Raw genomic sequence first — 26,810 nt, forward strand, 5'->3', positions numbered from 1 at the left:
CGTCTTCTTTAATGCGCTGAACTGCAAGGACGGCGTTGTGATCAGCGGCAAGGGGCGGATCGCGCGCCGGCTGCCCTGGTGGCAGGTGGCTTGAGCGCCTGGCTCATATTGAGATCGTTGCTGTCGGCTTGCGGCTTTGACAGCCGCCACGACTAATTGTGGAGCTCCTGTCTGGATATCAGGCAACGTCCGCTTTTCGACACCGACCCAGCTTCCGGATCTGGCGCAACTCACTATCCGCCGGACGAGCATCCAAGCTGCTCTTCGTTACTGCGTGACGGTCCGCAGCTCCCGGACGCCGCGACCCAGCCGCTTTCGCAAAAGTGACCGCAACGTCGCTGCATCGGCATAGCCGACTTCGGCTCGCCGGGTGTCGGGCACTCCTCAGGAACGGGAGCGGGCCAGCGCCGAGAGGATGGCGTCCGGCGTGATTGGCAGATGCCGCAGCCTGACGCCGACGGCCTCGAAGATCGCGTTGCCGATCGCCGGCGCGATCACGGTCGTGCCTGGCTCGCCCAGCCCCACAGGCACCTCCGTGCTCTCGACGAACTCGACGACGACCTCGGGCGTGTCGACCATGCGCAACGGCGTATAGCTGTCGAGATTACGATCGCGCACCTGTCCGTTCTCGAACTCGGTCCCCTCGCAGAGCGCCATCGACAGGCCCCAGAGAGCCGCGCCCTCACATTGCGCATGCGCGCCGTCCGGATCGACCAAGATGCCGCAATCGACGACGAGCCAGATCTTCTGCACGTCGACATATCCGCTCTTGCGGTCGACATGAAGCTGGACGGCACAGGCAACCCAGGTCGGCATCGATCGCGCCTGACCGTAGCTTGTTGCTATGCCGATCGCGCTGTCGGCGGCCGGCTTGCCCTTACCGTAGCCGGAGAGTTCTGCAACGCGCGCCAGCACTTGCGCTTGCCGCGCCGCTCCCCCGACAGCATCCGGCGCCGAGCCGGCATTGCGCCCTTCCGCCTTCAGCAGCCCGAGGCGGAACTGCACCGGATCCTTCCCGGCCTTGACGGCAGCCTCGTGCATGAAGCTTTCGACCGCCCAGTTGATCCAGCCGGGCGAGACCGACCGGAGCCAGCCGGGCCGGAAGGTGCTTTCCGCGAGATCGTTCGAGATGGCCCGAACACGCTGGGCGCCTACGGAGTACCAGTGATCGGCGCCGTCGCTCGCGAACGGGTCGTAGGGCACGCCGTTCACGCCCTTGGGCATGAAGCCCGGAATCATCGCCTTGGTCGGCCAGCCGGCAGCCACGGCCGTGTCCATCGCGATGACGTTCCGCTCTTTGTCGAAAGCCATGCGCAGGCGCTGCACCGAGGGCGAGCGCGGGCTGTCGAAGAGCAGGTCCTGCGGCCGCGTCATCACCATCTTTACCGGCTTGCCGCCGAGGGCCTTCGAAGCCAGTGCGACCGGCACTGTATAGTCGCCATTCAGCCGGCGCCCGAAGCCGCCCCCCAACATGTAGGAACGCATGACCACGCCGCCGGGCGCGACGCCGAGCGCCTTTTCCAGCCAGGGCAGGGCCAGCGACTGCCACTGGTTGCCGCTATGGATCTCCCAGATTCCCTCGCTATTGCGGAAGGCGAGCGCGTTCACGGGCTCGAGCTGGAAATGCAGCACCGTGGCGGTGGTATACTCGGCCTCGACCGTGTCGGCTGCGCGCGCGAAGAACGGGGCCACGTCGTTGTCGCCGGTTTCGAGCAGCGCGCCGGTCGTCTCGTCCGCGATCAGGGCACGGGCGTGGTTCTGAATATCGGCCTCGCTGACCCGTGCGGCTTCTCCAGCCTCCCACTCGACCCTGATCGCGGCTGCCGCTTTATGTGCGGCCCACAGGCTGTCGGCGATGACCATGCCCCAGCCGGGCGTGGTGCCCGACGGATCATCGAGGGAAAGCGTCTGTCGGTACCCCTTGATCGACTTTGCCGCGCCGTCGTCGATCCGCACGATGCGCGAGCCGTAGCGCGTCGGCGGCAGGAGCGGCGCCGCATGCAGCATGCTCTCGACCTTGGCGTCGATTCCATAGATGGCCTGCCCGGTTGTCTTGCCGGCGATGTCGAGCGCGGTCACGTCCCGCCCGACCAGCTTGAGCTCCGCATGGGGCTTCAGGGGCAGCGCCTTCAGCTCGGCCTCGGTGAAGCTGCGCGAGATTCCCTGTGCGACGATCTCTCCGAAGCTCGCGCTGCGTCCTCCACCGGAGATCAGACCATCAACGACCGTGACCGCGGCGGGGTCGATGCCCCAGAGCTCGGCCGCCCTCGCGGCGAGGGCGACGCGCCCCGCTGCGCCGGCCTGTCGGTAGACCGGCCAACTCTGCCAGACCGACCAGCTTCCACCGGTCACCATCAGCCCCCATTTGGCGGCGCTATCGACGTGTTCGATACTGACATCGTCCCATTTCGCGCCGAGCTCGTCGGCGAGGATGCGGGCGATCGCAGTGCCGACATGCTGGCCCATCTCGGCGCGGATGACATTGACGTTCACGCGCCCGCGCGTATCGATCCAGTACCAGATGGTCGGCTCGAACCGGGCACCTGCGGCCTGCATCGGCGTGCCGCCGGCAACCGCCGGGTCCATTGCCGCAAGACCTTGCTGGGGAAAGCCGAAGACGGCGCCCGCCGCGGCCATCGTGACCAGAAAGCCGCGGCGACTCGGCTCCATGGCCCTGGGTCCGCGGGAATGCAGGACGAGGCCGTCAGCCATGGTTTTTCTCCCCGCGCAGGGCGGCGGCCGCTTCCCGGACGGCGGCACGAATGCGGTTATAGGTCATGCAGCGGCAGAGATTTCCCGTCATCACGGCGTCGATGTCGTCGTCGGTGGGATTGGGCATGTCTTTCAGGAAGGCGGCAGCCTGCATGATCTGGCCGGACTGGCAGTAGCCGCATTGCGGCACGCGCAGGTGCCGCCAGGCCTGCTGGACCGGATGGTCGCCCTTCGGATCAAGCCCCTCGATCGTCGTGACCTCCGCCCCGGCCACGTCCCCGACGGGGGTGATGCAGGAGCGCGTCGCCCTGCCGCCGACGAGGACGGTGCAGGCACCGCACATGCCGATGCCGCAGCCGAACTTGGTTCCGGTCAAGCCGATCTCGTCGCGGATGGCCCAGAGAAGGGGCACATCGGCTTCGATGTCGACCCTGACGGCGCGTCCATTGATGGTGAAGGCGATCATGCTGCTGCTTCCGTCAATGTCCGGTTGCTTCGGCGCGCACGCGGCCGACCTTCGCCGCGAGATCGGGCCAGGGCGCGAGCCCGGCCCGCTTCTCGCGAAGGTAGCTCGCGACGGCTGCAACATCGTCGTTCGAGAGCGCATGCCGGAATGCCGGCATCACGATGCCTGACGTGCCGTCCTGCGCGCCGATCCCGTCGAGGATGACGTGGATCAGGTTGGTCGGGTCCGGCAGCCGCGTCGACGTGTTGATGCCGAGTTCCGGCCGGTCGGCAACGACCTTCTCCGAATTGTAATGGCAGGAGGCGCAGGCGGTGAGGTAGAGCCGCTCGCCACGGTCCTTGCGATAGGCGGGATCCGGCCGGCCAGCCGCGAGGCTCGCCGCCACCGCCGGAATCTTGGCGGGATCGGCGGGAGGAGCTGGAAGTGCCGCACCGAGATAGGTGCCGATAGCCTCGATATCGGCCTTCGGCAGTTCGCGCAGCCCGACATGGACGGGCCCCATCGGCCCGGCCGCGACGCCGTGATAGACGCCGGCGCCGGTTTGCAGATAGCGCGCGAAGGACGCCGCGCTCCACGGCACCGCGGAAGGGTTCGCGGCGGTCAGTGCCGGCGCGGTCCAGTTGTCGATGTCGGCTCCGGCAAAGCGTTCGCCCTTTTCTTCGGCACCCAGAGGGTTGCGCGGCGTGTGGCAGGCCCCGCAATGCGCCACGCCCTCGGCGAGATAAGCGCCGCGGTTCCATTGCGCCGACCGGGTAGGGTCGGGCCGGTAGCGGCCGAAATCCACGAAGAGCAGCTTCCACCCGGCCTGCAGAATGCGCAGGTTGAGCGGGAACGGCAGTTCGCTCGTCCTCGTCACCTGCTTTACCGGTGCGACGCGGGCCATCAGATAGGCATAGATCGCATCGACATCTTCGTCCGTCATCTTGGTGAAATGATCGAAGGGGAAGGCGGGAAAGAGGTGAGACCCGTCGCGCGCGACGCCGTCATGCATCGCGCGGCGGAAGGCGGCGAGCGACCATGTCCCGATGCCGGTTTCGGGGTCTGGCGTGATGTTCGACGCGTAGATCGTGCCGAAACCCGTGACCATCGGATAGTCGCCCGCGAAGGGCTGCCCGCCCTTGGCGGTATGGCAGGTCGCGCAGTAGCCCGCAGAGGCGAGCACACGCCCTTTCTCGATGGTCGCCGCGTCGGCGGCGGGCCGTTCGGCCGCCGCTATCGCGGGCAGAGCTGAACGATAGGCATACACGCCGAAGCCCGCTAGCGCAGCCACGCCTGCAAGCGCGATTCCGGCCAGCACCGTCCTCAATCTCATGACACTGGCCTCCGATCGTGTGAGTACACGATTACACCCGCTCTAAACTCCGATCCACTCCTTATGCAAAGGACGCGTCGGAGGTCCGGTCATCCGTCCGCCGCGCAAGAAGCGACAGCGCTCCGACCGCGGAAACGTTTCTCGTCGGTGCCGGTTGCAGCTAGGGCTCAAGCTTGCGCGGCGCTGCATGCGCGGACGACGGGCTCCGGTCCGTCGCGTCTTCTCGCGGTGGCCATGCGGCCGGGCCGTTATGGTGAGGTGCAGGACGTGGAACGTCGCGATTGTGATCGCATGTTCGTCGCGATGCTCGAAGTCGGCAGTTTCGCGGGCGCGGCCCAGCGGCTGGGAACCAGCGCAAGTCAGGCCTCCAAGATCGTGTCCCGCTCGAAGCCGATCTCGGTGTCCAGCTCGTTGCCACTCGCTACGACAAGCTCCCCGCAAATTTCCTTGCATGGTTCAGCTCGCATCAAAATGCGGCTTTGGCTTCGCACTTATGAGGCTACGACCTAACCAGAGACTGACGCCGCGCAAACCGCAGGATCACGCCCAGCGATGCCGCGAGAGGTATCGCCAACAACACGCCGATGAAGCCGAACAGCCATCCAAAGGCGAACAGCGCAAACATCATCCAGACCGGGTTGAGGTTGACGCGGCGACCGATGAAGCGCGGCGACAGCACATAATCGGCAAGCATTTCTCCGACGACGAAGATGCCGCCCACCACAGCGACGGGTGCCCAATTCGGCCAGAATTGGGCCATTGCAACGCAGGCCGCAACTAAGCACCCGGTGGCGGCCCCGAAATAGGGAACAAAACTGATGAGGCCTGCTGTCACTCCTATCAAAATGGCATGGTTGAGCCCTGTCATTTTCAGAGCTGTCGCATAAAGCACGGCAAGAACGAGACAGATGACGACCTGCCCGCGCACGAAGCCAGCGACCGTATCGTGGATTTCACGCCCAAGCGCCCGCATATCGTCGCGGTATGCCGGGGGGAACCAGCCATCGACCGTCGCGATCATTCTTTGCCAGTCAATTGCGAGATAGACGGAGATGATCGGCGTGACGACGATGAGCGAAAGAAGGGAAATCAAGGCCAGTCCACTCGACCACAACGAGCGAAGGACGCCATCGAGCCAGTTGCTGCCCATCGTCTTCGCGATTTCGGCGGTGGATTGCTCGATGTGGAGTTCGTCGCCCATGACACTGCGCAGCCAGGGGCGGCTTGCATCGCTCATGAGCGACTGGAGTCTTGTGACGTAGCCGGGGAACTCCTCAACGAAAAATCTGAGCTCGCCAATGATGGCCGGGAGCATCACGAGCAGAAAGGCGACAAGAGCCGCGACCAGCGGGAGGAACACGGCCAGAGCCGCAAGGGAACGGCTAATCCCGAGCCGCTCCAGCCTGTCGACCACTGGAACGAGCAGGTATGCGAGCAACGTACCGACCACGAACGGCAGCAGGATTTGGCGCAACAGCACCAACGTAACCAACGCGAGCGCAGAGACCGCGAGCCAGAACGTCGCTGGTCGTGTAATTCTCATCGGCCTTCGTCGCACATGCGGTTTCGAGCTCGACTGCCGGCTTCGGTGCCCGCCGATTCCCAGCGCGGATCCCCGAATCCGAGCGAGAGTTGCGGTCGTACAGATCCTTGTTCAATTTTCCATCAGGCTGGCGAACGCGATCTCGCCATCGGTAATGTAGTGGTTAACCTTTCCGGTCTGCAACCGTGATCCGGATTGGTGCAATGCGACATCCCCGATCACCCGATTTGCCTTTAACTGGGTGACGACGTAGTTGCGTTCCGCATTCGTGTCTGAATCGGTCGCATGGGTCACTTGGAGCGTTAGTCGGGCCAGTGATAGGCCGGTGTCTCTGGTGCCCGCCCCGACCCAAAGCACGCGCTGATCGGTCGACGGTTTATCCGTGTTCAACCAGAAGCTCGCTGCTGCCATATCGTCCTCCGAGTGGGCGAGGCTCAACGCCCAGAAACGGACGTGATGGCGCTTGCGCGGGCTGTTGTTGATGGGCTCTTGGAAACCGATGTCCTGCCTCCGTCCAAAGAGATAGAGGGAGCTGAAGGGAGCTGTGGGATACGGGGAGTTGAGTAAAAACGCGCGTATCATTCGCCACGAACTCGCGATTCCCAAACGATCGGCTGTTGACCAACCGGCCGTCGCAAACGCATCGCAGAGTTGTTGAAGGGTGCCGATGAGGACGAGGTTTACCGGATCGCCGGGTAAGCCATCTCCGGTGATCGTGTATCTAGGGATAAGTCTCCGATGGAGAACCTTCAGCCCCATTCGGACCACGATTGGCAAAATGACATAGGCTGCCAGCCCGTAAGTGAAGCTTACTGCTAGGATCCATGGAAGTCTGTGGTCCGCCGTATCGAATACGACGAAGACTATCAGCCATACGCTGAATGCGCCCAGGCAGAAAATGAGTAACCTCTGAAATAGGCGCGCAAGCAATCTCACTATTCTTTGTCCTGTCTGGCAGGAGATGAGGTCGTCGCAGTTCTGTCCGTTCGTATGCGGGTTTCACCGTCCAGCGTTACATTAGGCCTCGAATCCGACGCCCGTTCAACCGGCAAAGGCGAGCGAGGCCACGCATATTCGCCCGCGCCCCCCCTGCTTGTGTCACCTGTTGCGGATCACTTCCGCCGCTGCTTCTCTGGCTGCAATCGACCGTGGCCGCATTGAATGGGTTAGGCCGCGCACCGTGGCTCAATTTCTTGAAGGTGTTGGGGGCGGGTATCAATCAACGCGGCCGGCGCTTGAATCTTTGTCGCGCCGCGGATTTACCCGCTCCGGCGGCTGTTGCAACGGCCACACCGCCTGGAACATGGCGAACATGAACGCTGTGGTCAGGCCAAACAGAAGCAGTCCGGCGAGCGATTGCAGAACGCCCATCATTTGCCAGTGAGACGGCAAGGAAATGTTCCCAACCCCGAATCCGGTCATCGCGCCGAGCGAATAGAGCATCGCGGTCTTGCTGTCCGACACCGCGCCCAGAGAGAGGTATGCGACAGCCCACGTGATCGCCTCCAGACCATGCAGAACGACGATCAGCAACACGGAGGCGCTCATGACCTCGGCAAATCGGATCATGAAACGGCGGCGAACCGTCACCTCCCGCAAGAGAAAGGTGAACGCGTCGTAGATGAACGCAAGGCCGAAGACATGAATGATGACATTCAGCAGGATCAGCGGCAGGCCCCAGGCCCAATCGCTCCCCCATGGGGTTGCATCTAGAACATCCATAACACCGCCGCGAAGCCCGGTTTGCCAGTTGTACAACGTCGCCGCCGTGCGGCGGCACAACCACGCTGCTCTCTCCAACTCATAGCGGGCTTGCGTCGGCTAAAATTGCCATCTCGCGCCAATTGAGAGCCTACGTCCGTTGCTGAGCATATAGCAGAGGAATGACCACGCCTATTGCGGTCTCCACGTCTCACGATATTGCCGTGGCGCAACCCCGGAAATCCGGCGGAATGCGCGGGCAAAATGCGCAGGGTCCGTATAACCGGAAGAGAAAGCGACCTCGATAATCTTGGCGTCCGTCTCGCGCAGGAGTTTGGCCGCGTTTTCAAATCGGGCCGCGCCTAGCAGGTCGGAATATGTAAGGCCCGCGCCCGAGAGCTTCCGTTGAAGACTCCTGACGCTCATGCGGGCCATCTCCGCGATTTCAGCGACCATGGGGATTCGTTCGTCCAGGTATGATGGCAACATCAGCTTGAGCGTGCCAATGATGTCGTTGCCGGTCGGCCCGGCTTCGTCGTCGGTCGGATCGGTCAGCACCTGGCTTGCCACGTTGGGAAGACTCAAGTGCGAGATCGGCACGTCGATCCACGAGGCTCTTTGCCCAGACAAGAAGCGCGTATTTGGCCAGAACGACCGAGTCCCAGAGCTTGGGGTATACCGGGATTCGAAGGCGATTGTTGCTGGAACCCAGCTTGATCCGGCGAACTGTCGGACAATGTGAATGGTAAGCACATTCTGAAGCCACTGCGAGTGTTCCAGGTGCGCTATTCCGGAGGTCCCGAACAGCCTGCTGCAAATCTTCACGTGATCATCGCAGCGTTCGAGCCACATCTTCAGAACAGTGTCTTCAAAGGCCGCCCATTTGCACGTTTGCTGAAGTGCGGCGAACAGCGTCGGGGAATATCCGATCACTGTCCTGAGCTTTTCGCTGAGATGGCAAAACTGCAACCGCTGCGAGGCCTGAAACCCGAGATCCGTAATGCCTTGCGATCTTTGCGCAGCTTCCACGAAGCGGACGGCGGGCAGTAGTGGTAAAAAGTGGTTGGCTTTTTCAGCCAAAGATGTCGGCAGCCGAAACTTTGTCAGCAGTGAGTCGGTGGGCGCTCCGATCTCGTCGTGGACGTCGGCGAAGGGAATTAGGAACTGGCAACGGATTAAGGGAATTCCGCCCACGCTTTTTGCCCCCCGGCTGCGGAATCGATCGTTTTGCTGTCTATCCTTTGCTTCGGCGCTGTTGCCCCACCGGAGCAAAGGATAGACAGCGGGCTCTCAACGACGCGCTGTCAGATTCTGCATGCTTCGCTGTGGCGCAGATGCGTTGTCCCCGCCATCTCCAAGTGATGCTCGTTCCAGTTTAATTTTGGCGGCTGATGGCCAGACGGCCGATACTTTTGGGCCTTGACTGGCGCAATGACTCGAACGGGAACGCAGAGGCTTCGACCTTTCACGGCGTGGCTATGAAGCTTGTCCAATTTCCCTCCCGATGCACGGTGCGAGCAGCGATCGCTGCGTCACTGCAGCACAATGGCGCATCTCTGCAATGGACCGCAAGTCAACTGGGAATGAGCGCACGCTCACTGCAGCGCCATCTCGCCGCGAGAGGTACCACTTACAGAGAATTGGTTATAGACGTGCGTCTCGATACAGCGTGCCATCTGCTTGCCGAAACCAGCGAGCGCATTTCGCACATCGCCTTGCGCCTTGGTTATACCGGCGCCAGCAGCTTCAACCGCACCTTCATGCGTATGATGAAAGTTCAACCTGCCACTTTTAGGCGGCAACACAGGGACAGCGGCATGTCCCGCGGCGAGGGACCGAATTCGAGCTGCCCACGCTGAACCGCCGCGTTTGGCGCGAAATGGCAGGACTAGTTCCTGTGAGCTAGCGAGAGATGGCCAGGCGACGTTCGCAGGAGAACCGTTCATGAAAGCTCTAATCTCGGCGGCCGGCATGTTCGGGCTGGCCGTAGTCGTCATTCCGGTGGATGCGAACGCCGTCGTCTGCGCGCGGGGCGTCGTGAGAGCGGGATGCGCCGGCCCGAACGGCGCCGTCGTCGCGCGACGCCCTGTTCCAAGGGCCGCCGTGGTGGTGAGGCCGGTGCCGGTCCGCTGTGCGATCGTCAATGGACGACGGGTCTGCCGCTAAGCCTGGCGCTGGGTCACGGCGCTCAAAGCCTGCCTTCCAGGCGACGACGACAGGACCTCGAGGGGGCGACGCGCGCTCGACACCGATCGCGGTTGGACTTCAGCAGAGGGCCGCCCTCATCGATAGCTGCCCGAACCGAACACAACGGCCCGGTACGCATAGCCCGATATAGTCGGCTCCCAAGGGGAAACCCAAGATGAAACCGGTTCAATTTGTCTGCTTGTTGCTTATCGCCGGACCTGTTCTTGCCGGATGCCAGACGGCGCAATCAAGGCAGGCGCAACTCGCCGCGATCTGCGCCGATCCCGCCAATCGGCAACCCAAGACCTTCTATTGGTCGGAATGCCAGACGCTTTACCCGTCGTCCGATCAGGCCTTGCAGAAGGACTATCTGCTCGGCGCGGCCGTCGGCAACTGAGGCCATGCCAGGCTTTTCCCCCAGCCAATGCGATCTGGCACGCTCGCGGCAAGCCCCGCTGCTTGCCCAGCGCTCAAACGGATCCGAGTCTAGCCCTTATCAGGAGAATGTCATGACATCGCGCGTCGTCACCGCCCTTGCCGTTTGCTTCGGGCTGGCCTTGGCTGGTTGCCAGTCCACGCCCCAGGCCGTGCAGCAGAAGGAAGACCTGCTCTCGGCGGCCGGCTTCGTTCCACAGCCCGCGAATACGCCGCAGCGCATTGCGGCCATGAAGAAGTTGCCCCCCAACAAGTTCGTTCAACAGGCGAAAGACTCGCAAATCGTCTACGTCTATGCCGATCCGGTCGTCTGCCAATGCGTCTACTTCGGCAACCAGGCGGCTTACGCCCAATTTCGCCAGATGGTCTTCGCGCAGAAACTGGCCGACGAGCGCCAGATGACTGCGGTGATGAACCAGGACGCCTTCGATTTCGGCCCATGGGGTGGGCCAGGACCATTCATGTACTGAAATCGACGTCAATCTTGGAATAAATGAAATAAAAATTGAACACGACGCAAGTTTTAGCCGCGCCCTATTGGTAGGCGAGCCAATACGCGCGATCGTTTTGCCATTCACTAGGGGTGTATTAAAGATGTCTGCCTTTGCTGCAAGATTCTATGCTGGAATTGCCTTCGCGGCGTGCTCGATCACCGCGCAGGCTGCAGACTTGCCATCGCGGAAAATCGCGCCTGTCGTTCCCTTAGCCCCTGCGTTCACCTGGTCCGGCTTCTATATCGGCGCTCAGGCCGGCTGGGCGCAGACCAGAACCGAACTGACGGCAGGCGCGGCGATCGCCGGTGGGGCGGCCGCTACGTCATTACCGAGCCTGAACAGAAACGGTGCCGCTGTCGGCCTGCTGCTGGGCTACAACTACCAGATCGGCCATCTTGTCCTCGGTGGCGAGATCGACGGCGCCGCCCTCATCACTGGTAAGCAGCGATACACCGCGCTGACCGGCGATTTCATCACCGCCCATACCAACTGGGTCGGTTCGGCCAGGCTGCGTGTCGGTTATGCCTTCGACCGGTTCATGATCTACGCTACCGGCGGCCTCGCATTGGCTGCTCCCAAGTCGACGGTGACGGGCACAGGTTATTCCTTTGGTGCGGGCGACAGCACCCGTGTCGGTTGGACGCTCGGTGCCGGCGCCGAATACGCGATCACCAACAACTGGATCGCCGGCCTGGAGTATCGCTACTCACAATTCGAGGAGAATACCTTCACCTACCCGAATGGCGTCGGCGGACTCGGGATCGTCGGTTTCAAGCAGCAGTTGAGCACCAATCAAGTTGTCGGGCGGCTGCTCTACAAGTTCTGATCCGCCTCGGAACAGAAAATGACCGGGTCGGCAGGATTGCCCTGACAGGCTCGGTCTAATCAACGCCGTCGAAGTGTCCCTAGCATCCCGCGTTTCCCAGGACACCTTCGGCCGGTCTCGTTCACTAAAGCAAAGGAGAATGCTGTTATGTCCCGAACTCTCGCAGCAATGACTGCCTCGATCGTCCTTACCGCGTCGGGCATGGCGACAGCCCAGGTTCCGCTCACGAGCTATGCCGATGCGAACGGTTTCATCGATGTCCAGGAGCTGACCTGTGCTCAGTTGGCCGGCACCTTCCAGGAGGACGCCGATGCGCTCTCTGCATGGTATAGCGGCTGGTATAACGGCCTCGCCAAGAAGCACTTTCTCGACCTGAAGAAGGGCAAGGTCGTCGAGCACGAGGTCATCGTCTACTGCAAGGCCAATCCCGGGAAGAGGGTCATCGAGGCGCTTGCGGTCGTCTTCAAGGACGAACGCGCCAAGCTAGGGATCCACATGAAGTGAGAGCGGTGGCGTCGCCAATGCGGGGCGCTTTAGGGACATCATAGCGCCTTCGGAGCAAAAGAGGGGCGCGCACGCGGCGCGCCCCATCATGGGCGATCGCTTCGCATCTGAGCGGGCCGCGCGCTCACGAGGCGCATGAAGCCGACAGCCCCGCGATTTCATCGGGGGGCTGTCGGCTTAACCACGTTGTGCGCATCCAACGAGGACGCCGTGAGAGACGCCGGCGTTCCAGACCGCTTACTGGCTTCGCTTCCCGGGGATCAGGTAGACATCGGAGCCGCGCCGCCTCCCGACATAGTGTTCATTCCCGGCGGGACGTTCCGCATGGGCTCGGACCGGCACTACCCGGAGGAGGCGCCGGCGCGTCGCGTCACCGTCGACGGGTTCTGGATGGACCGGATCTTTCCCGATGCCCAACCGGCAGTTCAAAGAGTTCGTCAGGGCTACCGATTACGTCACCTTCGCTGGGGTCGCCCCCGATCCGAGGGACTATTCCGAGACGCTTCCGCAGATGATCGACGCTGGATCGCTCGCGTTCACGGCAGCGAAGGGCCCGGTCCGATCCGCGCGATCTGGGCAATAGTGAAGCCCGCCGAAGGGCGCGAACTGGCGTCGTCCCTGCGGCCGTAAGAGCAACATCAACGCGCTCGACAATCGCGCGGTCGTCCATGGGACCTGTGCCGACGCGCTCGCCTTAGCCAAGCCGACGGTGTGTGGGCTTGCCAGGCGCCTTCAGCCGGTCACGCACTTCCATGTCGTCCGAGTGCCGCCGGGGGCGCGGACGGAACCGGCGAGCCGGCCTGCGGAACATCGCAGGCCGGCCTTTGATCACTTCACCAGTGCGATTTCGCTCGGCCGCCAGCTCTTGTCGAAGAACGACGGCAACGGGCTGTACAGGCGCAAGATCGTGAACCAGCCCTTGCCGGGGTCGGTCTGGATCCAGTTTCCGCGTGCCACGCCCTTCGGCTGCGTCGGTCCGAAATAGACCGTGGTCGTGCCATCGGCGGCAGCTTCAGCCGCGGGCGAGGGATAGTCCTGGCTGCCGGCGCGCGGGTATTTCTGCGGCGTCTGCAGCATCGATCGCGTCTGGTTGTCGTAGAGCGTGAACGACCAGAATGCCGCGGCTGGGATGTCCTTGGGCAGCGTCACCTTGTAGGTCTTGGCACCGTCAAAGGGGGTTCCCTCGGGATCGAGGAAGCCCATGAGATACTGCGAGCCGACACCCGGAATGCGCATGATCATGCCCGGGGAGTCCAACGTGTAGCCGTAGTAGAAGGCCGTGCGGGAATCGAGCGTGCGCGCGCCGGTCGGTGCAAGCGGCTTGAACATGCCGTCCTTGAAGATCGGCGGCGGGGTTTCAAAAAACGCGCCGCCCTCCCACAGCATGCTGCCCCACTGCGAGCCTTCGTAGTAGGCCCAATCCGGGTGCTTCATCGCATAGCGCCAGTTGAGCGACCGCCCGCTCGCCTGGCCGACAACGGCCGCGTCCGACAGGATCTTCTTCATGCGCTCGTCGGGCGCGAACTTCTTGCCATGCACGATGCCGATCGCGGCAAGCTGTCCTGCGAGCTCGACATCATAGCTGGTGGCGGGCTCGCTCTGGACGTTCTCGTTGATCAGTTCGAAGAAATCGTACCCGCTCGGCGGTATCGTGTTGAACGAGCGCCCGCTGGCCTCAACGAACTTCATCTCGGGAATCTTCGGCTCGCCCGCGATGTGCACCTTACCCTCAAGGGCCTGGGCAATGCTCGTTCCGAAGGAACCCGGCTTGTAGGGATAGATCTTCAGGTTTCGCTTGACGTTCTCGACGGCCGGTTTCGGATCGCCACCGACGAGATAGGCCCGCGCGGCATAGAGTGCGAGGTTTGTCTTGGAACGGGCGACAAAGTAGCCGCCCTCAGGCAGCGGGCCGTCATAGTCAGGACCCACGATCAGATATTTGCCGCCGAGGCCACGATCCGGGCCCGGCGTGCCGATGTCGATGATCCAGGAGAACCACATGTCGTTGATGGTACCCACGGCGTTCGGCGGCTGCTCTAGCACCACCGGGCCTTTGCTCAGATCGAGCGCTGTGAGGTAGTAAACGGTGTCCGCATTCGCCGTCAGGAACAGCGAGCTCGAATCCATGAGCTCAGAAAAGATGGCGACATCGCCCGGCTTGACGCCGAGGCCTTCAAAGCCCTTGACGATCGCCAGCGCCGAGGCGCCGCGGAAGCTGTTGTTGTAGACGTTGAGCGCACGGGTGAAATCGAGCGTGTCATATACTTTGCGAGCAGTTTCGGCGGTCGGTGCACCGTCCTTGAACTCCAGCGTGCCGATGCGCGTCTGTGCCGTATCGGGCGCGCCGAGAGATCGAACGGTCTCTTGTGGAACCTGCGCAACGGCAGCGGCAGAGGGCAGCGCGAGGGCACCGACCACAGTAGCGCCGGCCAATTTCAGGTAGCGTTTCATGGTTTTTCATCCTTTGTCGCAGTTCGGGATGCCCGGTGCCGCACCCAGCACCACGCGTCAGTATGGTCGGAGATAATTATTGCGCCAGATTGATAGCGGGCGGCTGCCGTAACACCGGCGCCCATCTACTTGGCATAGTCAGAAATCGATCCCGCCGCCGCCGGCCCCACCGTAATAGACGACGACACGAGACGGATTTCAGGTCCGCCAATACCGGCGCAAGATCATATCAGTAACAGGGCGGGTAGAACGTTCGACGCGGCTTGCTTGTCCTCCTACTTCGGGAACAGGAACTGGAGCTGAGCCCTGAGCTGCCAATCGGCTGCTCCGGAGGGCTTTGCGACATTGTAGTAGGCTGCGAGCTGCGCGTTGACGGGCTGATGCCCGATCTTGAACACGCGCCCAAAACCGCCTCCGATCGGCACCGTCCAGCGGTCGCCACCGCCGGCTTCCCAGTTGGCGGTGATGATGGGAGACGAGGTCAGATACCAGCCGCCGTGGAGGTTGTAGTTCACGAAGGGCTGTAGGGTCATCGCGTTGACCGCGCCGCGGTTGCTCTTACCCGCGAAGGACCAGACGTTGTTGACGAGGACGCCGACAACCCAGGGCCCTTCGATCGCCAGGGCCACGAAGGCCGGGCCCGCCGAGTACTTGCCGGCCGTGAGGGTCTTGTCAGTGCCGGTCGGGAGCACGAAGGTCGGGCCTATGCCCCAGATGATGCCGCGCGTCGGCTGCTTCGGCGAGAAGAAGAAGCTCGGGTTGATGTCGCCCAGGCCGAACTCGCGGTCGCCATTCACCGTCAGGGCCGGTTGCGCGATCACCGGCGTGATCCAGCGCGTGATCAGATTCCAGTCCTTGCCCAGCGTGATCGGGATCACGGGCTGGATGTTGAGGACATTCTGCAGTTGCTTGTGTGGGCCGACGTTGAAATTGAAGTTGTTCTGGAAAGGCAGGCTGATCATGTCGGCAACGGGGTTCTGCGCCGCCTTGGCCAGATCGTCGGTGCTTTTCCCGTGCTCCTCCTGCGCGATAGCGAAAGAGCTGCCACTGCCCGCCAGGATGGCGAATGCGAGCCAGAATCCTAATCGCCGGCGGCCCCTGTGCAATTCAATCATGAGGTGCTCCATCTGACCTCCAGCCCGCTGTAACCGGTGGAACAGCGTGGCCCAGCGATAAGCAGCAGGCGCACTGATTGAACCGGGCGCATCCTCAGCATTGGTCCGCCACTCCCTTCAGGCTCAGCGCGAATAATCGGCGCGTCGGCGTCGGTGATGCCGGATAGCCCGCTGTGGTGTTGCGAGAGTTCCGAATGCTCGTCCGATGCCCCGCACGTCCCGCCGCTCACCCTATCCTCCGTTAGTCCGCGCAATCTCGACAGGCACCGACAGCACCAATTGGCGACCGCGCTTCCGTCTCGCCATCTCGTATCGGCTCACGGAGGCAAGTCTTGCCATCTCGCGCCAAACCCTGCGGCTCGGAACCGCCTGCATTCGGACTTATGTCGCGCCATCTGTCTTGAACAGCGGGGGCCGGTGCGGTTGATCAGCGTCGATCAGGCTTCCCAGCGCGGAAAGCCACGGGAAGACACTTGGTGCCTGACGAAACGTCCGCATGGGGCGTGATCAAACGCGATCTCAGTCGATCGGCAACGTCCGGTGTCTGGCAGCGCCTCAACGTCTGCAGATGGCGCGCAACAGTTGGCCTTCTCTCTGGCGGAGCCAATTCGTGAGCGCGATCATCCGTAGGATTTCGGCTTGCGCCGATTTCGCCTGCGCTGCTCGACCATCGATGAAGTGTTGCCGATCAACTGGCGCAACACGAAACAGCAGGCAATGTCCGGGACAATGCTTGAATGGGCAGCTCCGCTGTCAGCGCAAGCCCGAAAAGGCAAGTAATCACGGCCCTTCTCGAAGCCGGTCAAGCAGCGACGCTTTCTCCTGCCCCAGAGAGCCGCAGCTCGCCCGTCGACCGCAGGCGAAACCCGCTTGCTGCATCGAAGAGGTGGGCGGCCCCTGCCGGAATCGTCAAAGCGAGCGCTCCGGCGTGGTCATAAGTGCAACCCTTAGGTAGGATGACGGCCACCTCATGCGGCCCGACCGAGCAATAGGCTGCGCGGCTGCTCCCGAGTTCTTCGACGAGATCGACCGTGCCAGAGAGCGTGCTGCCATCGATGCTCGTCGCGACCAGGATATCCTCGGGCCGGATGCCGAAGGTGAGCTTCGTCCCCGGTGTCGCGTCACAGCTCGCGATCTGGATCGAGGAGCCAGGGACGCCGTCGATGCCGATGCGCCCCGGCTCGATGACCGTCGCTGGCAGCAGGTTCATCGCAGGCGCGCCCATGAAGCCGGCGACGAAGGTCGAGGCCGGCCTGTCGTAGATCTCCGCCGGTGCGCCGATTTGCTCGACCCGGCCGCCATTCATCACGATCAGCGTATCGGCGAGCGTCATCGCCTCGACCTGATCGTGGGTCACGAAGATCGAGGTGGCTTTCAGCCGCTTGTGCAGGCGCTTGATCTCGATGCGCATCGAGACCCTGAGCTTGGCGTCGAGGTTCGAGAGCGGCTCGTCGAAGAGGAAGAGCTGCGGCTCGCGGACGATCGCCCGGCCCATGGCGACGCGCTGACGCTGCCCGCCCGAGAGCTGGACCGGGCGGCGGTCGAGATAATCCGAGAGGTCGAGGATCGCGGCTGCCTCGCGTACGCGCCGCCCCCGCTCGGGCTTGGGAATCCGCGCGATCTTGAGCGGGTAGGCGATGTTCTCGGCGACCGTCATGTGGGGATAGAGCGCATAGTTCTGGAAGACCATGGCGCAGCCGCGATCGGCCGGGTCGAGATCGTTGACGATCTGGCCGTTGATCGCGATCTCACCTTCGGTGATGTCCTCCAGTCCAGCGATCATGCGCAGCAAGGTGGACTTGCCGCAGCCGGACGGGCCGACGATGACGACGAACTGGCCCTGATCGATTTCGACGTCGACGCCGTGCAGGACCTGCTTGCCGGCATAGCTCTTGCGGAGCCCGGAAAGGGAAAGCTGGGCCATGTCAGGCATCCTCCAGCAGGCGCGTCTTCAGCGCGGCGATAGTGGCGTCGGTGAGGCCGATCGCGAGCAGATAGGCTTCGACCGAGCCGTGATTATCGCCGATATGTGAGATGGTGGCCGCCATGGTCCGCGGCTCGCAGGCGAGCAACGGGCGCAAGGCCGCGATATCCGCTCCGCGCTCCTCGGCCTCCGCGATCAGCCGATCGAGCAGCGGCGCGATCATCCGCTTGGTCAGGGCGTAGTCGTCGAGGATGGTCTCCGTCTCAACGCCGGCCAGTGCCAGCAGCAGCGCGGCGATGAGGCCGGTGCGGTCCTTGCCGGCGGTGCAGTGGAACAGCACGACGCCCTGCGGCGCCTCGGCGATCAGCGTCAGCACCTGCGAAAGCGCTGCATGCCGGGTGGTGAGCGCCTGGATGTAGAGATCGAGCAGGACGTCGCCGGCGGATAGGTCGCCGGGCGCCAGCCGTTCGAACAGCGAGACATTGTGATAGGCGATAGCCGGATGCGCGTGGAAGGGGTTGGGCCGGCTTTCCAGCTCGTGATCGTGCCGCAGGTCGATGACGGTGGTGACGCCCTCTCTCATCAGCACGGCCATGCCGACTTCGTCGAGATGGTGCAGGCCGTCGGCGCGCAGGATGCGGCGCCAGCGCGTCTCCCCTGGACCGGCGGCATAGCCGCCGAGATCGCGGATATTGAAGGTGCCGGGGACCGGCAGATGGCGTTGGCTGACGGGCATCATCGGATTCCGGATTTCATGAAGGACTGGATCACCTGCCGCTGCAGGACGACGTAGATGACGAGGATCGGCAGGCTGGCCATGGTCGAGGCGGCCATCAGCGGGCCCCATTGCGTGCCCTCCGAGCTCATGAACATCTGGATGCCGATCTGGACGACGCTGTTCTGCGGCGAGCGCGAGAGCAGCAGCGGCCAGAAATATTCGTTCCAGGTCGAGATGAAGATCAGGATCGCCAGCGAGGCGATGGTGCCGCGCAGATTGGGCGTGACGATCTCCCACAGGATGCGCCAGCTCCGGGCTCCGTCCATCCGTGCCGCTTCCAGCACCTCGCGTGGGAAGGAACGCATCGACTGTGCCAGCAGGAGGATGGCGAGCGCCGCGGCGAAATGCGGCAGGATCAGCGCCAAGAGATTGTCGAGCAGGCCGAGATTGGCGACGAGCAGATAGTTCGGGATCATCACCACCTGGAAGGGCACGAGCCAGGTCAGCGCGATCAGCGTGTAGATCAGCTTGTCGAAGGGAAAGCGCCAGCGGGCGAAGGCATAGGCCGCCAGGAGCCCGGTGAAGAGCTGCACGACCGTGACGGTGGCGGCGACCACCAGCGTATTGATCAGCATCCGCAGGATCGGGATCGCCTTCAGCGCATAGGCGTAGTTGTCGAGCGAGGCCGTGCTCGGCCAGAGCGTGGTCTCGAAGATCGCGTTCGCCGGGCGCAGCGACGAGACGATCATCCAGTAGACCGGGAACAGGCAGAAGATCGCCAGCACCACCATCACCAGATGGCCGGCGGCGGTGTTGCAGCCCCAGCCCGCTTTCACTTTGCGCGGGCGGCGGGCCGGCCTCGGCAACGGCCGCGCCGGCGTGAGCGTCATCGCGTCAGTTGTCATGGAAGGAGTACCTGTCCATCAGGCGGAAGAGCACGAAGGCGAGCGCGCCGAAGCCGAGGAAGAGGATGACGGCCGCAGCCGAACTCCAGCCCACCGAGAGGGTGGAGAAGCCGAAATCCCAGAGAATGTAGAAGATATTGGTGGTGGACCCGAGCGGCCCGCCGCCGGTCAGCACGTGGATGTAGGAGAAGCTCCATTGCGCGCCGAGCAGGATCGTCATCAGCGTCAGGAAGAGGATGGTCGAACGCAGCAGCGGCAGGCGGATGTCGCGGATGATCTCCCATTTCGAGGCCCCGTCCATGCGCGCGGCCTCGATCAGCGACGGGTTGATGTTGGCGTTGGCGGCCGAGAGGATCAGCGTCGAGAAACCGATCAGCTTCCAGCCCGTCAGGACGATAATGGTCCAGATCGCGACGGCAGGATCCTGCAGGAAGCGGACGGGGCGGAAGCCGAAGAGCGTGATCGCTTCGTTGACCATGCCGTGGCCGGGATCGAGCAGCCAGCGCCAGACCGCGGCGGMGACCACGGGAGCGATGATCATCGGCACGAAGATGATGGCGCGATAGATGTTGCGGGAGCGGGCCGGCAGGTCGTGCGTGTAGATCGCGACCGCCACCGGGATGATGACGGCGAGCGGCACAAGGCCGAGGATGTAGATGCCGGTGTTGCGCAGCGCCAGCCAGAACTTCGGCAGGGCGAAGATGTTCTGGTAGTTCGTCCAGCCGACGAAGGTCATCGGCGCGCCCGGCAGCATGTTCCAGCGGAAGAAGCTGAGCCGGAAGGCATCGAGCAGCGGCCAGTAGATCCAGAGGATCAGCGTAACGACTGCTGGCGCCAGATAGAGCCAGGGCGCAATCCGCCCGGCCGAGGCGCGCCGGGTTGGCGCGGCAAGACGGGCCAGGCGCCGGGGTTGCGACGGGGCCTGCATGGGGCCGCTCAACGTGGCGTCCGACATCGGGGCTCTCGATAATGGGGGTGAAAGACGTCTTGTGAGCACGGCCCAGCGCAAGCTGGGCCGGCGTCGTCGTTGATCAGTGCGGCATCAGGGCCTGGGCACCGTCCTGTGCAGCCTTCATGGCCTCGGCAGGCTTCATGCCGCCGAACACGGCCATCTCCGCACCTTCCATCATCATCTTCTGGATCTGGCGGTAGTTCGGGCCAGGGAAGGAGACCCAGGGCTCCAGCATCGCGAGCTGTTCGAGATTGGGCTTGATCAGCGGATGCTTCTTGACCCAGTCGCCGAGATATCGCGGATCGTCGACGATGTCGGTGCGCAGCGGCAGGTAGCCGATCTGGGAGGTGATGACGGTATAGGCCTCCTTCGAGGTCATGAACTTCATCAGCTCCCAGGCGGCGCGGCGCTTGAGCTGATCGCGGCTGAGGATCACCAGCGCGCTGCCCGAGTTGTTCGGGCGCTGCGGCTTCTCGCCGAAGCGCGGCATCGTCGAAGCGCGCAAGTCGAACTTGCCCTGCGCGCCGCGGATCAGGAAGCCCTGGATGGCGGAGGTCTGCAGGTACATGCCGATATTGCCGGCGGCCATGCCTTCCATCGCCGCGTCGATCTCCAGATTGGTGTAGGCGCCGCTCTCATAGAGGTCGCGCAGCATTGCAACGGCCTCGACCGAGGCCGGCTCGGCGAAGGAGAGCGTCTTGCGGTCCTGCGTCAGCAGGCTGCCATTATTGGAGCGCAGCACGCCCTGGAACAGCCAGTCGCCGGCCGAGGGGCCGAAGATGCCGGTCGCGATGCCGGCCGCCTTGGTCTTCCTGGTGATGGCGAGCGCCGCGGTCTTGACCTCCGCCCAGGTCTTCGGCGGATTGTCGGGGTCGAGGCCCGCTGCCTTGAACAGGTCGGCGTTGTAGAACAGCACCGGGGTCGAGAAGGTGTAGGCGAGGCCGTAGGTCTTGCCGTTCATCATGCCGAGCTTCAGCCCGTTGGGCGACATCCCCGCGAAATGCGCCTTGCGCTCATCCTCCGGCACGATGTCCTCGAGCGCCGCGACGCCGAGATTGTCGACGCCGAAGGCGAGGTCGGAGAACACCAGCTGCACGACGTCCGGGATGCGGCCGGCGGCGACGTCGGCCTGCACGCGGCTGGTCAGCTCAAAGGAGCTCGCGCCGACCGGCTCGACTTTGATGTTGGGATTGGCGGCTTCAAATTGGGCGATCAGCCGTTTGGTCGCCTCGGCGCCGTTGCCGGCCGAGGCGAGGTTATAGTTGTAGTAGCTGATCGTCACCGGGCGGTCGACGGTCGTTGGCACGGGCTGGGCGAGCGCCGGAAAGATGGCGCCCGCAGCCAGGAGCGCGAGAGCGCCCTGCAGGAAAGACCTGGCGTTCATGATCATGGTTCCTCTGGGGAAGGTCATTCAGCAGCCAGCGCCGCGGCGTGGGCCTCGGCCTCGTAGCGCTTGATGATCTCGGCCATGCCCGAGAAGCTGTGGACCTTGAGCTCGCGGCGCTCGGCCGGCTGCGGCACGAAGGAGATCGTCAGCCCCGAGGGACGGACGGTCCCGATCGCGAAGGAGGCGCCGGAGACCATGCGCAGCTCCTCGTGCAGGCGCAGCACGTCGGTGGCGGCGTGCTGGCCGATGCCGACGATGACCGGGATGCCGTGCCAGTTGCTGACGCGATCGTAATGGATATGGCCGGAGAGGATGCCGAGTACGTTCCTGCGGCCGTCTAGCAGCGCGCGCAGCGCTTCCGTATCGGCGAAGGAGAGGGCCTCCCACTCCAGATCCGGCTGGTCGGCGTCGAGTGCCGGCGCGTGGTGCATTGCGATCAGCTTCGGCAACTCGGGCTCGCGGTCGAGCTCCGCCGCCAGCCAGTCGAGCTGGCCCGGTTCGAAATGCCCGCCGATCTTATAGGGCGTGCTGGTGTCGACGAGGATGACATGGACGCCGTCGATCACGGCAGAATGGTCGTAAGGCGCGGACAGGTCCTCGGTCCGGCCGAGCATGGCCGGGTAGAAACCCTGGCGCTTGTCATGGTTGCCGAGGGTGAAGAGCACCGGCAGGTCGAGCGCAGCCTCGGCCAGGATGGCCTTGAGCTGCTCGTAGCTGCCGATGTCGCCGCGATTGGTCAGGTCGCCGCTGGCGATCACGAAGCTTGGCTTCGGCTCGACGCGCTTAACATCGGCGAGGATCGCCCGCAGCGTGGCGGAGGTGTCGGAATAGAGATGGTCGTCCTGCACGGCCGGGTCGCCGATATGCAGGTCGGTGAGGTGGACGAAGGTCAGCGGGTGCGACATGGCGGAGCTCTGCGTCAAATCGAGGGGGCGCAGACGGACACGCTTGCCGGAGGCCGCGTATTCGCTCTTGCGCGAGGACGGCGGCACCGCTACCTAGGCATCATGACAACCGAATGAACGTTCATTCAATCATGGATGCCATCGTTTTCGACAAGCGCGAGCGAATCCTCGCCGCGGCCGCCACGCTGATCGTGCGCAATGGCTTGCAATGCTCGATGGCGGAAATCGCCGCGACGGCGGGCGTCGCCACCGGCTCGCTCTACACCTACTTCAAGTCGAAGGACGTCCTGATCCGCGGCGTCTATGCGCAACTGACCGAGGCCGTCGCCGCGGCGCTGATCGTCGAGCATGATGGCGCAGCCGCCCCCGAGGCGCGGCTGCGCCGCTATATCGAGGACTATATCGCGTTCATCTGGGCGGATGCCGACCGGGCGCTGCTGTTCGAATATCTCTCGAATGTGCCGCTCGTTCCGGCGGCCGAGATGCTGCAGATCTTCGCACCCGTCACAGCCTTCACCAACGGCGTCATCCGGGATGCCCGCGAGGCCGGCGTGCTGCGCGACTTCGGTAGCCACGACATGGGCGCGTTCATCGGTGGCGGGCTGCGCAACACCCTGAAATGGATGCGCGCCCGCGGCGAAGAGCTCAGCCCGGAAAGGCGCCGGCAGCTCGCAGCGATGTGCTGGTCGGCGATCGCTGCCGAGCCCACGATGGCCGGCAAGGATTGACCGCGCCTAGGCGCACTCGGGCGTTCCGGCCCGACACATCGACAAATATTGCGACGGCGGATGCTACGAGTCGTTACCTGAGCTCCATTCGCGCATATCGACCCGGTGGCTGGCCGACGTGGCGGCTGAAGGCCGTGCTGAACGTGCTCGCGGAACCATAGCCGACACGCTTGGCGACTTCGTCCAGCGCAACATCCTGGCCGCGCAGAATGTCCTTCGCCACAGCCATGCGCCAGGCGAGAAGATATTCCATCGGACGAAGCCCGATCGTGCGCGCGAAGCGGTCGAAGAAGGCGGAGCGCGACATTCCCGCCGCATTGGCGAGTTCGACTACCGTCCAGGCGCGTTGCGGATCGTCGTGCATATCGCGCAATGCCTTTGCGACGCGTGCGTCCGACAGTCCGCGCAGCAGGCCGGGCGGCGTATCCTTTCCTTGCGACGAGCGAAGCGCTTCGATCAGCAGCACTTCGACGAGACGGGCCAGAACGAGGTCGCGTCCGACATTCTCTGCGTTCGCCTCCTCGCCGACGAGCCGCACAAGCGTGGACAGCCTCTCGACGCCGCGGATGTGCGCGATCGTCGGCAGCAGCGACACCAGCAGAGCGCTATCCGGCGAACCGAATTCGAAATAGCCACCGAGCAGGCGGACATCGGGCGGGCCATCGGGGCGGCCATGCCGGACCTCCTCCGTCGGGGCAGGCGTCGCTTTGGGATCGATGCGCTTTGGCGTCGCCCGCTCGAAGCCCGACATGGTGAAGGCTGGCGTTGCCGGCAGCAACACGAAATCACCGTTCTCAAGCGTGACAGGCTGCTCTCCATCGACCGCAAGGCGGCATCTGCCCTCTAGGACGGCACAGAAGCCTGGTTGGCCGAAGGCGGAATATCGAACGGCCCAGCAACCTGCGCCGCTGATGCTTTTGGAGAAGACCGCGCGCGGTCGCAGCAATTCAATGAACTGAGTGAGTGGATCAGGCATTCGGACTTTCGAAAACTAATCTCGGACTTATGATTGATGATAGTCCTGATTGTGGAGGCTATTTCTCTATCGTCAACACGAAAGAGGATCCTCCTTATGAAAACCGTGCTCATCACCGGCTGCTCGTCAGGCTATGGCCAGGAGACCGCGCGCCACTTCCATGCCCAAGGCTGGACCGTCATCGCCACCATGCGGAATCCGCGCGAAGGCATCCTGCCGAAGTCGGACCGGCTGCGCGTGCTGCCGCTCGATGTCACCCGTTCCGAAAGCATCGCTGCTGTCCTTGAAGCGAGCGGCCCAATCGACGCCCTCGTCAACAATGCCGGGATCGGTGTGGTGGGTGCCTTCGAGGCCACGCCCATGTCGCATGTGCGCAAGGTCTTCGAGACCAACACGTTCGGCGTGATGGCGATGACGCAGGCAATCATCCCGCAGTTCCGCGCGCGCCGCTCGGGCGTCGTCGTCAACGTGACATCGAGCGTGACGCTTGCCGCTATGCCGCTGGCAGCAGCCTACACCGCGAGCAAGCAGGCCATCGAAGGCTTCACGGGGTCCCTGGCGCACGAACTTGGACACTTCGGCGTCCGGGCCAAGCTGGTCGAGCCGGGCTACGGGCCGACGACACGCTTCGCGCAGAACACCAATGTGCGCATCGAGGATCTGATTCCGGAAGCCTATGCCGCCTTTGCTGCCCCGATTTTCGAGGCGTTCGCAAAGCCGGCAATGGTGACGAAGGAGACCGATGTGGCAGAAGCTGTCTGGCAGGCGGTCAACGACGTCTCTGGGCAGCTCCGGTTTCCCGCAGGCCCCGACGCCATAGCCCTGGCGCAAGCCCTCCCGGGCTGAGAACCGCCCTGAGATAACGAAAGGCGGCGCGGCTTAAACGACCTTGCCGCCATCGTGGCCTTTCAGCGCAACAATCCATCGACGATGCCGGCGGGCTTACGTTCAAGCCGCTTTTGATTGTCGGTACCGTTCGATCGCCCGGTCCCTCAGCTCGTCCTCATCCTCCGCGACAGCTACCAGCGCGGCAACGATATAGGCCAGCCTGACACGTTCTCGCTCGTCAAAGGCATCGGGAATGCTGTCTCTGACTTCGTTCCAAGCAGCCTCCAAGGCCCCCTGCGCCCGAGCGAGGTCGACAGGATCACTCAGCGATGAGAATGGCATAACTCCCACCTCCGTAACGATAATGGACGGAGGAAAAATTAGCGCGCTGCTTCGACATGGCAATGTCAAATGCTAAGCCGGCCCCTTTTCGGAGACCGGGCCAAGCTTGGTGCGGCCGTCCTTTGATACGCCGCATATTCGACCACTTGGACGACCAGGCGGTTCTCAACAGAATAGGCATCCCCCAGCTATCCGCTTAGTCGTCGTAGTGGACGAGGTGATCGCCGAAGTACGCGTTCTTCATCAGGCTGCCCATGGAGCTCAGCGTGTCGCCGAGCTTCACGAGCGCCTTGGAATGGAGCAGGCCTCCTTCATCGAACAGGCCGCCGCCGTTGATGGCCTCGAGGTCTTCGTCATTCAGGGCAACGTTGTTGAGTTCTTCGTTCATGACCGGCTCCTTTCGACTGGGTGTGATGTCGTTGGGGCGGTTATAGGAGCCTGCGACTTACACCGGCCTTACAGCTCAGCTCTCGGTCGATCTCGCAGAACACGGCCTCTTTCGCAGCTCATGTTGACTCGCTGGACCGGCAGGAATTTCAGCAGGTGGCTTGGGAAATCGCACTACGTTCGACGGACGATCGGCGGCCTCCGTTCGCACGACCGCCTCCATCAAGAGACCGATCGCGCGCCGCAGCCGATCATGCTCCTGCGTTTCGGCCACCAAGGTCTGAGCGGCTTTGATTAAGTGCGCGCGCGTGGCCGCGTAGTCGGTTTCCATTCGGGGTCCCTTTCGAACATCGGGACGCTGCCACCGGACATGTAAGGCCCGGGAAAGAGATAATCTAAAGTTTTACGTACATCGAATCCGCGACGATCTTATCGGCAGAGGTTGCCGCGCAGACTCGATCTGCTAAAGCCACCTTATCGCAAGTGAATATTGGCAGGGAACCATGACTGATAGCAACACGGAACTGCTTAGCCTCTCCGCAATGGTCGTGGCCGCCTACGTCCAGCACAACAGCTTGCCGCAGTCTGACCTCGCTGGATTGATCCAGCAGACGCACACAGCTCTAACAGGATTGGGCAAAGCGTCACAGCCGATCCCGGAGGAGGTCAAGCTCGTTCCCGCTGTGCCGATCAAGAAGTCGATCACCCCTGACTGGTTGATCTGTCTCGAGGACGGGAAAAAATTCAAATCCCTGCGGCGCCACCTGACCTCTAAGTTTGGACTGACACCGGCGCAATACCGCGCGAAGTGGGGGTTGCCGTCCGATTACCCGATGGTAGCGCCCAACTACTCCGAAGCTCGAGCGAAACTGGCGAAGTCGCTGGGACTTGGCCGGAAGGCAGCCGCGCCGCTGCCTCCCGCAAAGCCCACTCGCGGCGGCCGAAAAGCTCCAACAGCCAAGTAAAATGGGCCAGCTCAACCCAACCTGACCAAGCGAGGTCGAAAGGGTCC

At 63.2% G+C, this 26,810-nt stretch carries 28 protein-coding genes; 10 read left to right on the forward strand and 18 right to left on the reverse strand.

Annotated elements, in window-relative coordinates:
* Positions 1-384: 384 nt before the first annotated feature.
* From AC1DIN_RS24790 to AC1DIN_RS24820, 7 genes are all read right to left on the reverse strand, one after another.
* Complete coding sequence (locus tag AC1DIN_RS24790; protein ID WP_476811684.1) at positions 385-2,712, reverse strand: xanthine dehydrogenase family protein molybdopterin-binding subunit; 2,328 nt, start codon at positions 2,710-2,712, stop codon at positions 385-387.
* Positions 2,705-3,178 (reverse strand): (2Fe-2S)-binding protein, encoded by a 474-nt coding sequence (locus AC1DIN_RS24795; protein ID WP_476811685.1) that lies wholly within the window; start codon positions 3,176-3,178, stop codon positions 2,705-2,707. The genes AC1DIN_RS24790 and AC1DIN_RS24795 overlap by 8 nt, the downstream gene beginning before the upstream one ends.
* 13 nt (positions 3,179-3,191) lie before the next feature.
* A complete protein-coding gene (locus AC1DIN_RS24800) occupies positions 3,192-4,490 on the reverse strand; it encodes a cytochrome c (protein WP_476811686.1) in 1,299 nt (432 codons plus the stop codon).
* Positions 4,491-4,989: 499 nt separating this feature from the next.
* Entirely contained in the window at positions 4,990-6,033 is a 1,044-nt protein-coding gene (locus AC1DIN_RS24805) for an AI-2E family transporter (protein WP_476811687.1), read from the reverse strand.
* A gap of 111 nt (positions 6,034-6,144) precedes the next feature.
* A complete protein-coding gene (locus tag AC1DIN_RS24810) occupies positions 6,145-6,969 on the reverse strand; it encodes an LssY C-terminal domain-containing protein (protein WP_476811688.1) in 825 nt (274 codons plus the stop codon).
* A gap of 279 nt (positions 6,970-7,248) precedes the next feature.
* On the reverse strand, positions 7,249-7,815 hold the full coding sequence (locus AC1DIN_RS24815) for a hypothetical protein (protein ID WP_441473173.1): 567 nt from the start codon (positions 7,813-7,815) through the stop codon (positions 7,249-7,251).
* Positions 7,816-7,926: 111 nt separating this feature from the next.
* A complete protein-coding gene (locus tag AC1DIN_RS24820) occupies positions 7,927-8,928 on the reverse strand; it encodes an AraC family transcriptional regulator (protein ID WP_476811689.1) in 1,002 nt (333 codons plus the stop codon).
* Between the two features lie 389 nt (positions 8,929-9,317).
* Between AC1DIN_RS24820 and AC1DIN_RS24825 the strand changes: the two genes are divergently transcribed.
* From AC1DIN_RS24825 to AC1DIN_RS24855, 7 genes are all read left to right on the forward strand, one after another.
* The gene (locus tag AC1DIN_RS24825; RefSeq protein ID WP_476811690.1) at positions 9,318-9,593 is read left to right on the forward strand and encodes a helix-turn-helix domain-containing protein; all 276 of its coding nucleotides are present in this window, start codon (positions 9,318-9,320) and stop codon (positions 9,591-9,593) included.
* A gap of 85 nt (positions 9,594-9,678) precedes the next feature.
* Positions 9,679-9,900: a hypothetical protein gene (locus AC1DIN_RS24830; RefSeq protein WP_476811691.1), complete on the forward strand. Its 222-nt coding sequence runs from the start codon at positions 9,679-9,681 to the stop codon at positions 9,898-9,900.
* Positions 9,901-10,096: 196 nt separating this feature from the next.
* Positions 10,097-10,318, forward strand: coding sequence for a hypothetical protein (locus tag AC1DIN_RS24835; RefSeq protein ID WP_476811692.1), 222 nt, complete (start codon positions 10,097-10,099; stop codon positions 10,316-10,318).
* Between the two features lie 112 nt (positions 10,319-10,430).
* Entirely contained in the window at positions 10,431-10,826 is a 396-nt protein-coding gene (locus tag AC1DIN_RS24840) for a hypothetical protein (protein WP_441473169.1), read from the forward strand.
* Positions 10,827-10,950: 124 nt separating this feature from the next.
* The gene (locus tag AC1DIN_RS24845; protein ID WP_476811693.1) at positions 10,951-11,676 is read left to right on the forward strand and encodes an outer membrane protein; all 726 of its coding nucleotides are present in this window, start codon (positions 10,951-10,953) and stop codon (positions 11,674-11,676) included.
* A 147-nt stretch (positions 11,677-11,823) separates the two neighbouring features.
* Positions 11,824-12,180, forward strand: a complete 357-nt coding sequence (locus tag AC1DIN_RS24850; protein WP_441473167.1) for an HdeA/HdeB family chaperone — start codon at positions 11,824-11,826, stop codon at positions 12,178-12,180.
* Positions 12,181-12,504: 324 nt separating this feature from the next.
* Complete coding sequence (locus AC1DIN_RS24855; protein WP_476811715.1) at positions 12,505-12,810, forward strand: hypothetical protein; 306 nt, start codon at positions 12,505-12,507, stop codon at positions 12,808-12,810.
* Positions 12,811-13,008: 198 nt separating this feature from the next.
* Here the strand turns inward: AC1DIN_RS24855 and AC1DIN_RS24860 are convergent, their stop codons facing one another.
* From AC1DIN_RS24860 to AC1DIN_RS24895, 8 genes are all read right to left on the reverse strand, one after another.
* Positions 13,009-14,631 (reverse strand): DUF1254 domain-containing protein, encoded by a 1,623-nt coding sequence (locus AC1DIN_RS24860; RefSeq protein WP_476811694.1) that lies wholly within the window; start codon positions 14,629-14,631, stop codon positions 13,009-13,011.
* 275 nt (positions 14,632-14,906) lie between these two features.
* Entirely contained in the window at positions 14,907-15,746 is an 840-nt protein-coding gene (locus AC1DIN_RS24865) for a hypothetical protein (RefSeq protein WP_441473164.1), read from the reverse strand.
* 802 nt (positions 15,747-16,548) lie between these two features.
* Positions 16,549-17,670, reverse strand: coding sequence for an ABC transporter ATP-binding protein (locus tag AC1DIN_RS24870; RefSeq protein WP_476765746.1), 1,122 nt, complete (start codon positions 17,668-17,670; stop codon positions 16,549-16,551).
* A gap of 1 nt (position 17,671) precedes the next feature.
* Entirely contained in the window at positions 17,672-18,406 is a 735-nt protein-coding gene (locus AC1DIN_RS24875; RefSeq protein ID WP_476811695.1) for a tyrosine-protein phosphatase, read from the reverse strand.
* Positions 18,406-19,293 carry a carbohydrate ABC transporter permease gene (locus tag AC1DIN_RS24880; RefSeq protein WP_476765745.1) on the reverse strand — a complete coding sequence of 296 codons (888 nt, stop codon included), beginning with the start codon at positions 19,291-19,293 and terminating at the stop codon, positions 18,406-18,408. The genes AC1DIN_RS24875 and AC1DIN_RS24880 overlap by 1 nt, the downstream gene beginning before the upstream one ends.
* Positions 19,283-20,248 carry a carbohydrate ABC transporter permease gene (locus AC1DIN_RS24885; protein WP_476811696.1) on the reverse strand — a complete coding sequence of 322 codons (966 nt, stop codon included), beginning with the start codon at positions 20,246-20,248 and terminating at the stop codon, positions 19,283-19,285. The genes AC1DIN_RS24880 and AC1DIN_RS24885 overlap by 11 nt, the downstream gene beginning before the upstream one ends.
* Positions 20,249-20,324: 76 nt before the next feature.
* Positions 20,325-21,629, reverse strand: coding sequence for an ABC transporter substrate-binding protein (locus AC1DIN_RS24890; protein ID WP_476811697.1), 1,305 nt, complete (start codon positions 21,627-21,629; stop codon positions 20,325-20,327).
* 23 nt (positions 21,630-21,652) lie between these two features.
* On the reverse strand, positions 21,653-22,537 hold the full coding sequence (locus AC1DIN_RS24895; protein ID WP_441473157.1) for a metallophosphoesterase: 885 nt from the start codon (positions 22,535-22,537) through the stop codon (positions 21,653-21,655).
* 113 nt (positions 22,538-22,650) lie between these two features.
* Here AC1DIN_RS24895 and AC1DIN_RS24900 point away from each other — a divergent pair, with 113 nt between their 5' ends.
* A complete protein-coding gene (locus AC1DIN_RS24900; RefSeq protein WP_476811698.1) occupies positions 22,651-23,265 on the forward strand; it encodes a TetR/AcrR family transcriptional regulator in 615 nt (204 codons plus the stop codon).
* 73 nt (positions 23,266-23,338) lie between these two features.
* On the opposite strand, the gene AC1DIN_RS24905 is transcribed toward AC1DIN_RS24900, so the two are convergent.
* The gene (locus AC1DIN_RS24905) at positions 23,339-24,241 is read right to left on the reverse strand and encodes an AraC family transcriptional regulator (RefSeq protein WP_476811699.1); all 903 of its coding nucleotides are present in this window, start codon (positions 24,239-24,241) and stop codon (positions 23,339-23,341) included.
* A 96-nt stretch (positions 24,242-24,337) separates the two neighbouring features.
* Here AC1DIN_RS24905 and AC1DIN_RS24910 point away from each other — a divergent pair, with 96 nt between their 5' ends.
* The gene (locus AC1DIN_RS24910; RefSeq protein WP_476811716.1) at positions 24,338-25,087 is read left to right on the forward strand and encodes an SDR family oxidoreductase; all 750 of its coding nucleotides are present in this window, start codon (positions 24,338-24,340) and stop codon (positions 25,085-25,087) included.
* A 102-nt stretch (positions 25,088-25,189) separates the two neighbouring features.
* Here the strand turns inward: AC1DIN_RS24910 and AC1DIN_RS24915 are convergent, their stop codons facing one another.
* Positions 25,190-25,411 carry a hypothetical protein gene (locus AC1DIN_RS24915; protein ID WP_441473154.1) on the reverse strand — a complete coding sequence of 74 codons (222 nt, stop codon included), beginning with the start codon at positions 25,409-25,411 and terminating at the stop codon, positions 25,190-25,192.
* A 196-nt stretch (positions 25,412-25,607) separates the two neighbouring features.
* Positions 25,608-25,799, reverse strand: a complete 192-nt coding sequence (locus AC1DIN_RS24920) for a hypothetical protein (RefSeq protein WP_441473153.1) — start codon at positions 25,797-25,799, stop codon at positions 25,608-25,610.
* Positions 25,800-26,301: 502 nt separating this feature from the next.
* Between AC1DIN_RS24920 and AC1DIN_RS24925 the strand changes: the two genes are divergently transcribed.
* A complete protein-coding gene (locus AC1DIN_RS24925; RefSeq protein WP_476811700.1) occupies positions 26,302-26,763 on the forward strand; it encodes a Ros/MucR family transcriptional regulator in 462 nt (153 codons plus the stop codon).
* The last annotated feature ends 47 nt before the right edge of the window (positions 26,764-26,810 follow it).

This window comes from Allobosea sp. 05T438 (assembly GCF_056396025.1).